The 7,406-nt window shown below is 58.7% G+C and carries 7 protein-coding genes; 6 read left to right on the top strand and 1 reads right to left on the bottom strand.

The window, feature by feature from the left end:
* From G410_RS0111860 to G410_RS0111840, 5 genes are all read left to right on the top strand, one after another.
* On the top strand, positions 1 to 248 hold a 248-nt coding region (locus G410_RS0111860; protein ID WP_022673877.1), incomplete at its 5' end, for an integrase core domain-containing protein.
* Positions 249 to 385: 137 nt separating this feature from the next.
* Complete coding sequence (locus G410_RS16585; protein ID WP_245559353.1) at positions 386 to 1,627, top strand: TonB-dependent receptor domain-containing protein; 1,242 nt, start codon at positions 386 to 388, stop codon at positions 1,625 to 1,627.
* Between the two features lie 267 nt (positions 1,628 to 1,894).
* Complete coding sequence (gene phaR, locus G410_RS0111850; protein WP_084489175.1) at positions 1,895 to 2,458, top strand: polyhydroxyalkanoate synthesis repressor PhaR; 564 nt, start codon at positions 1,895 to 1,897, stop codon at positions 2,456 to 2,458.
* A gap of 10 nt (positions 2,459 to 2,468) precedes the next feature.
* The gene (locus G410_RS0111845; protein ID WP_022673874.1) at positions 2,469 to 4,808 is read left to right on the top strand and encodes a VacB/RNase II family 3'-5' exoribonuclease; all 2,340 of its coding nucleotides are present in this window, start codon (positions 2,469 to 2,471) and stop codon (positions 4,806 to 4,808) included.
* 55 nt (positions 4,809 to 4,863) lie between these two features.
* Positions 4,864 to 5,385, top strand: a complete 522-nt coding sequence (locus G410_RS0111840) for a peroxiredoxin-like family protein (protein ID WP_022673873.1) — start codon at positions 4,864 to 4,866, stop codon at positions 5,383 to 5,385.
* On the opposite strand, the gene G410_RS0111835 is transcribed toward G410_RS0111840, so the two are convergent.
* Positions 5,382 to 5,837, bottom strand: a complete 456-nt coding sequence (locus G410_RS0111835) for a universal stress protein (RefSeq protein WP_022673872.1) — start codon at positions 5,835 to 5,837, stop codon at positions 5,382 to 5,384. The two genes, G410_RS0111840 and G410_RS0111835, sit on opposite strands and share 4 nt — an antisense overlap.
* Positions 5,838 to 5,977: 140 nt before the next feature.
* Here G410_RS0111835 and G410_RS0111830 point away from each other — a divergent pair, with 140 nt between their 5' ends.
* Positions 5,978 to 7,366, top strand: coding sequence for a pyruvate dehydrogenase complex dihydrolipoamide acetyltransferase (locus G410_RS0111830; RefSeq protein ID WP_022673871.1), 1,389 nt, complete (start codon positions 5,978 to 5,980; stop codon positions 7,364 to 7,366).
* The last annotated feature ends 40 nt before the right edge of the window (positions 7,367 to 7,406 follow it).

The following is a 7,406-nucleotide window of genomic DNA, read 5'->3' as shown; positions in this document are numbered from 1 at the left end:
AACGCTGGCACCAGACCCTGAAGAACCGCGTGCTATTGGAAAACTACTTCCTGCCCGGCGATCTCGAAAACCAGATCGAGGCCTTTGTGGAGCACTATAACCACCAGCGCTACCACGAAAGCCTCGACAATGTGACACCCGCCGATGCCTACTTCGGCAGGGCACCGACGATCATCAAAAGAAGAGAAAGGATCAAGCGACAGACCCTCGAATATCGGCGCTTGCAACACCGCAGGCTCGCCGCCTAAAACCAACCATCAGTCGAAGCCCACACTCCGCAAGACTACGCCGCGAGTTGTGCCAAATGTTCTGACGACGGACATATCGAAAGCAAAGCATTAACGATCAACCATCTCAAGAGTCGATTAATAACAATCTGTATAATTTGACTTCTGGTACGCCAACAGTTGGCGATGATAACGTTAAGGAAGTCTTTGCCGAAATTTATGTTCCAATTCTTGCTGATAAGCCTTTTTTCTATCGCCTTAATTTGAACGGATCAGTCCGTTACACTGACTATGCATCCTACGGGTCCGACACGACCTATAAGATAGCTGGCGAATGGGAGCCATTTCGCGGTATCGGTTTCCGGGGTAGCTATGGCACATCCTACCGTGCGCCAGCCTTGGCTGAGCAGTTCCTAGGAGCAACGAGTGGCTTCCTTGGTTCAGGCTCCGATCCCTGCGATGATCTGCCCGGTGCTGTGGACCAGTCGCCAAACCAGCAAATTATTGCTCGAAACTGCGCTGCGATCGGGTTGCCTGCAAACTTCCAGCAGACATCCGGTATTTCGGTCTTTCGAGTAGGGGGGCGTGATGCAGGGCTCGAGGCCGAGACGTCCACTAACTGGAGTGTAGGTGCGGTCGTGCGTCCTGTTCTACCGTCCGCATTTGGTAATATCTCACTTTCGCTTGATTACTTTGACATCAAGGTCGAAAACGGTGTTCAGGATCTGGCCGGCGCCACCATTCTAAATCGGTGCTACTCGGATCCCAACTTTGACCCGGCAGCGGGATTCTGCCGTTTTGTAACGCGCGATAGCGACAACGCGCTCAGCGTAGTTAGTAGCTTCGTCAACCTGTCTGAAGACATCGTAAAGGGTTATGAGTTCAACGGACGTTATAGCAGAGATCTATTTGGCGGCCGGTTTGTTCTGAATGCGAACGTTACTAAATATACCGAGCAATCATCGCGTCTTTTTCCTGAGGAGTTTTTGACTGATGCGAATGGTATTGTCACGCAGCCGGATTGGGTCGGTAACTTCGACGCCACCTACCGGTACGACAATGTAACTTTCCGTTACGGTGTAGATTGGATCGATGGTGATCGTAACCGAACGTATGAGTTTTTCGCGTTTGATGAACAGACGGGTATAAGTGATCCTGATCTTGTACAAGCGTACAAGGATGCTTATTTGCTCGAGGTTGACGATTACTTTTTGCACAATGCCTCTGTTCAAGTCGATATCGAAGACTACCAGTTTACCTTTGGCGTCCGGAACTTGTTTGACACTGCTCCTCCGCAGATCACTGCCATCGGGTTTACAACCATCGGAAATGCGCCTTTGTACAATGGGTATGACTATCGCGGCCGTACTTACTTCGCGAATGTCAACTTCAGCTTCTGATAAGTTGCTCAAATTAAAAACCACTATGGGGCTCCAGGAAACTGGGGCCCCTTTTCTTTCTCTTCGTCATTTGTTCACATGCTGTAGATTACCGGCGGCACCAACTGAAGTGTTTTAGCGTTAAGATGGTTTAGGTACGATTCTGGGTAGATACGGTTTTTGCTCTCATGCGGACATCGGGTTGCGCTTTGTGTCCATCATGGGCATTGAAAGGGAACGCGGAAGAACATGCGACAGAATACAAATGTAGGGTTTCATATGGCCAAGATGGCAAAAGACAGTGATGGTCCGATCACCATCAAGAAATATGCAAACCGGCGTCTGTATGACACGTCGAGCAGCAAATATATCACGCTCGATCATCTGGCCGATCTGATCCGCCGGGATATCGAATTTGTCGTGATCGATGCCAAGTCCGGCGATGACATCACCCATAATGTTCTGACGCAGATCATCATGGAGGAGGAAAGCAGCGGGAAGGGCCTTTTGCCGACCAACTTTCTGAAAGAGATCATCTCCTTCTACGGTGGATCGATGCAGAAAATGGTGCCGGCCTATCTGGAAGACTCCATGCGCAGTTTTCGTGAGAACCAGCGGCAGATCGACGAGGCGCTGGAAAGTGCCGTGTCGCAGGGGCCATTTGGCGAGATTGCCCGCCAGAATCTGCAGATGATGAAGGCCGCGCGCGATGCCTTTGTGCCTTCGAAAGCCGCTGCTCATGATCTTGGCGGCGCAACTCAGTCGGATCCGGGCCGCGGCGAAATGGATGCGTTGAAGCGCCAGGTCGCCGATCTTCAGGCCAAGATCGACCGGATGTCTCCAGAGGATTGATTGCCAGACATTGCCCCGTAAATCCAAAGGCCTTCCGAGCCGAAACCAGATCCTCGACCTGATCGAGACCAGCGATACGCCCACAGGCAAGCGCGAGATATCCAAGGCATTCGGCCTGAACGGGCAGGAGAAGATCGCTCTCAAGACCCTTCTGAAGGATATGACGGATGAGGGGCTGATCAACATGGCGCCCGGCCGCGCATTTCATAAGATGGGCGGCTTGCCGAAAGTGTCCGTGCTGCGTGTGGTCGAGGTCGACGGCGATCAGCCGGTCGGCGTTCCCGAGAGCTGGGAGGCGGACGGCGTTCCCGCCCCGAAACTGCGCATTATCGAGCGTGGCCGCAATGGCGCGCTTGGCGTTGGCGACCGTGTTCTGGCGCGCACCGAAACGCGCGGACAGGGCCATATTGCCCATGTCATGAAGAAACTGGCGCGCGGTAGCGAGCAGTTGCTAGGCGTGGTCGAAAAGGACAGTGACCGTTTCATTTTGCGCAGCACCGACAAGAAAGCGCGGCGCGATACACCGATTTCCGATGTCGGCGAGGCGCAGCCGGGCCAGCTGGTGGTAGCGGAAAAGGCCGGGCGCGGGCACAAGGTGACCGCGCGGGTCAGCGAAGTGCTGGGCGATCCCTTTGCGCCCAAAAGCTTCAGCCTGATCGCGATCGCGAAATTCGGTATACCGAATGTGTTTCCCGACGCGGCGGTCGACGAGGCAAAGCGGGTGGCGGAACTGCCGGTGGCTGAGCAGGGACGTGAAGACTTGCGCCACCTGCCAATTCTCGCGATCGATCCACGCGACGCGCGCGATCATGACGACGCGCTATGGGCCGCGCCCGATGACGATCCGGCCAACAAGGGTGGCTATCGCGCCATCGTGGCTATTGCCGATGTGAGTTTTTACGTTCGGCCCGGCGGTGAACTGGACCGCGAGGCACGCCGCCGCGGCAACAGCGTCTACTTCCCGGACCGCGTGGTGCCGATGCTGCCGCATGAGCTGAGCTCGGACAAATGCTCGCTCAAGGCGGGTGAGGACAGGGCCGCCATGGCCTGCCATCTGACCATCGATCGGGAAGGGCTGGTGAAGCAGCATCGCTTCACCCGCGCGACCGTCCGTCTTTCCGCCAATATCGCCTATGAGGATGCGCAGGCGATCATCGACGGCGATGCCCCTGACGCTATCGTAAAAGGCGAGCAGCAAACGCTGAAAGCATCGCTGGAGCCGCTCTGGGCATGCTGGAAACTGCTGTTTGCCGCCCGCAACAAACGGGCCCCGCTCGATCTCGATCTGCCGGAGCGGCAGGTGCATCTGGACGAGGCGGGCAAGATCTCGGCGGTGACGATCCGCGAACGGCTCGATGCGCACCGTCTGGTGGAAGACTATATGATCGCAGCCAATGTCGCCGCGGCGCAGGCGCTGGAGGCGAAAAAGTCTCCGGTCATGTACCGCGCGCATCTGCCGCCTTCGCGTGAGAAACTGGTCGCGCTGAAAGACTATCTGAAGACCTTCGACATGGAATTCGCGCTCGGCCAGGTGGTGACACCGGCGGTGTTCAATCGGCTGATAGAACGCGTGGATGACGAGGAAGTCCTGCCGCAGGTGATGGAACAAATCCTGCGATCACAGACCCAGGCCTATTATGGCGCGGACAAAGCCGGGCATTTCGGTCTTGCGCTCAATTCCTATGCGCATTTTACCTCGCCGATCAGACGCTATGCCGATCTGCTGGTCCATCGCGCGCTGGTCGATGCCTATGATCTGGAGATGCCGGCGCCGGATAACAAATCGATCCAGCGTGGCACCGGCCTGACCGAAAAGGATGCCGGCGACCTGGGCCATATTGCCGAGGTGATCAGCCGGACCGAACGCCGCGCCATGGAGGCCGAGCGCGACACGATGGATCGCTATGTCGCCGCCTATCTCTCGCACCATGTTGGCGAGCTGGTGGATGCGCGCATTACCGGCGTGCTGGATTTCGGCTTTTTCGCGACGGTAGAAGGCCTCGGCGGTGACGGGCTGGTGCCGGTGTCCACATTGGGCGCGGAATATTTCACCTATGAAGAGGCAGGGCGCACATTGACCGGCCGGGACAGCGGCACGGTGTACAAGAGCGGCATGAAATTGAAGCTGCTTCTGGCCGAGGCCAACCCGGTATCTGGCGGGCTCCGCTTCGAGGTTCCGGACGTGGAGCTTCCGGGCAGGGCGCCCGGCAGGCCAGTGCGCCGTGACAAGCGCGGACGACCCAACAGCGTGCCACGCAAAAGCAAGCGATCGACCAGCGGACGCAAAGCGAGCGGCAACCACAAGCCTGGAAAGTCAGGCCCCGGCAAGGGCGGCAAGAAGAAGCGCTGACCGACAGATGGGAACATAGGTGCCTGCGCAGGGTTCTCTCTGGAAAGGAGACTTCATGACCCAGCCCACGCCCGGCCAGCCCGCCCCTTCGCTCGATCTGCCGCTCACCATTCAGGCGCGCTTCGAGCTTTCGACCCAGACGCCCGACAATTTCACCATGCTCATTTTCTATCGCGGCGCGCATTGTCCGATATGCAAGAGCCAGTTGGAAGAGCTGGGCGGGCGACTATCCGACTTTACCGATCGCGGCATATCCCCTTTCGCCATATCGATGGACAGTCACGAGCGGGCCATGAAGGTCGATGAAGAATGGGAAACCGGCAATCTGCCGCTGGTCTATGAGCTCAGCGAGGAAAAAGCCCGCGAATATGGCCTGTATATCAGCAAAAAGCGGGAAGGCTCCGACGAGCCGGACATATTCTCCGAACCGGGTATCGCTCTCGTCCGTCCGGACGGCACTTTGTACATGATGCAAAGCCAGAGTGTGCCCTTCGCCCGGCCGAGCTTCGACGCGCTGCTCAAAGGCATCGATTTCGTGCTCGACAAGGATTATCCGGCGCGCGGCGACCGGACCTAGCTCAAGCGGTCGATATCCTCATGCGTCAGCGATCCGGGAATCACCATGACCGGGCAGGGCAGGGTGCCCATATTGGCGCCGGTGAAGTGACTGACCAATGGGCCCGGGCCGCCGCCTGCCGATGCACCGAGCACCAGGGCATGGATATCGCTGCGCTCGGTTAGCATCTCGCGCACGACATTCGGGCCGCGTCCCTGCTTGACGGTGATGGCAGGGCGCAGGCCGGATTCCTCCAAAATCGTCCCGGCGGCGCTGACCACCAGGGCTTCCGCCCGTGCGCGGCTTTCCTCTTCTATGGTTTGCTGTACCCCGGCCCAGGCCACGAAGTCCTGCGGCTCGACCAGCGCCAGAATGTGAACCGCACCGCCAGTTTTTGCCGCGCGCCGCGTCGCGAATCGCAGCGCGAGCAAGGCTTCGTCGGTCTCGTCGATCACCACCAGATAGGTGCGCATGGTCCAATTTCCCTGTTGCTGTGCCGAAATGCTGCGCCAAATCGCGTCGCCACGCAAGCTGGCCGTGGGAAAGCCTATTGGCCGTAGCGTCAGGCTTTGCCATAGACGTTTCAACCACAGCTGGAGGACCCGCGTTTCCCATGCCTATCGAACTGAAGATGCCCGCCCTTTCTCCCACCATGGAAGAAGGAACGCTGGCTAAATGGCTGGTGAAGGAAGGCGACACGGTCAACAGCGGCGACATCATGGCCGAAATCGAGACCGACAAGGCGACGATGGAGTTCGAAGCGGTGGATGAAGGCACCATCGCGAAGATCCTGATTGCGGAAGGGACCGACGAAGTGAAGGTCGGCGCTGTGATCGCCATCCTGGCCGAAGAGGGCGAAGATGTGGAAGAAGCGGCCAAGGCGGCCGGTGGCGGCGCTGCCAAAAGCGAAGACGCCAAACTGAAGCAGGAGCCATCGAAGGATCCCGCCGATCCGAACAAGACCGGTGAGGAAGCCAAGGCCGCCAAGCGCGATGCCGAACAGGCCGAGGATCATGGCAAGCCGGCGACCAAGACGGTAGCGGACGATGGCGCCAAAGCGCCGGCCGCGCCGACCAATGATCGTGGCGACCGGGTGAGGGCCAGTCCGCTGGCACGCCGCATCGCCGCGCAGAATGGCATCGATCTGACCGCGCTGGAAGGCAGCGGCCCGAAGGGGCGGATCGTCAAGGCAGACGTGGAAGCTGCCGAGCCGACGGCAAAATCGGCCGATGCACCGGCCCGGCAGGAAAGCAGCGACGCAGCGCCGTCCGCCGCGCTCGCACCAGCCGCGCCCGCCGAATTCAAAACGGATATTCCGCATGAGGCGGAAAAGCTTTCCAACATGCGCAAGACTATTGCGCGCCGCCTGACCGAGGCGAAGCAGACGATCCCGCATATCTATCTCACCGTGGATATTCAGCTCGACAAGCTGCTCAAGCTGCGCAGTGATCTGAACGCGGCGCTGGAACCGCAAGGCATCAAGCTTTCGGTCAATGATCTGCTGGTCAAGGCGCTGGCCAAGGCGTTGATCCAGGTGCCCAAATGCAATGTCAGCTTCGCGGGCAATCAGCTGATCAGCTACAGCCGTGCGGATATTTCGGTGGCCGTCAGCACCCCTGCCGGCCTTATCACGCCCATCGTGGTGGGCGCCGATACCAAGGCTTTGAGCGCGATCTCTACCGAGGTGAAGGAGCTTGCGGGCCGCGCCAAGGAAGGCAAGCTAAAGCCCGAGGAATATCAGGGCGGCACCGCGTCAATTTCCAACATGGGCATGTTCGGCATCAAGCAGTTCGATGCCGTCATCAACCCGCCGCAGGGCATGATCCTGGCGGTCGGCGCAGGCGAAAAACGCCCCTATATCGTGGACGGCGCATTGGGCGTGGCCACCGTGATGTCCGCCACCGGCAGCTTCGATCACCGGGCGATCGACGGCGCGGATGGGGCCGAGCTGATGCAGGCGCTGAAGCATCTTGTGGAAAATCCGCTCGGCATGGTGGCATAAGCCTGTGGCTTCCCTGCCTCGTGACCCGGCGATCCGCGTC

This window comes from Novosphingopyxis baekryungensis DSM 16222 (genome assembly GCF_000420305.1).
Taxonomy (GTDB): domain Bacteria; phylum Pseudomonadota; class Alphaproteobacteria; order Sphingomonadales; family Sphingomonadaceae; genus Novosphingopyxis; species Novosphingopyxis baekryungensis.
Note: the sequence above shows the minus strand (reverse complement) of the source record. Positions and strands in the feature narration are given on the sequence as shown.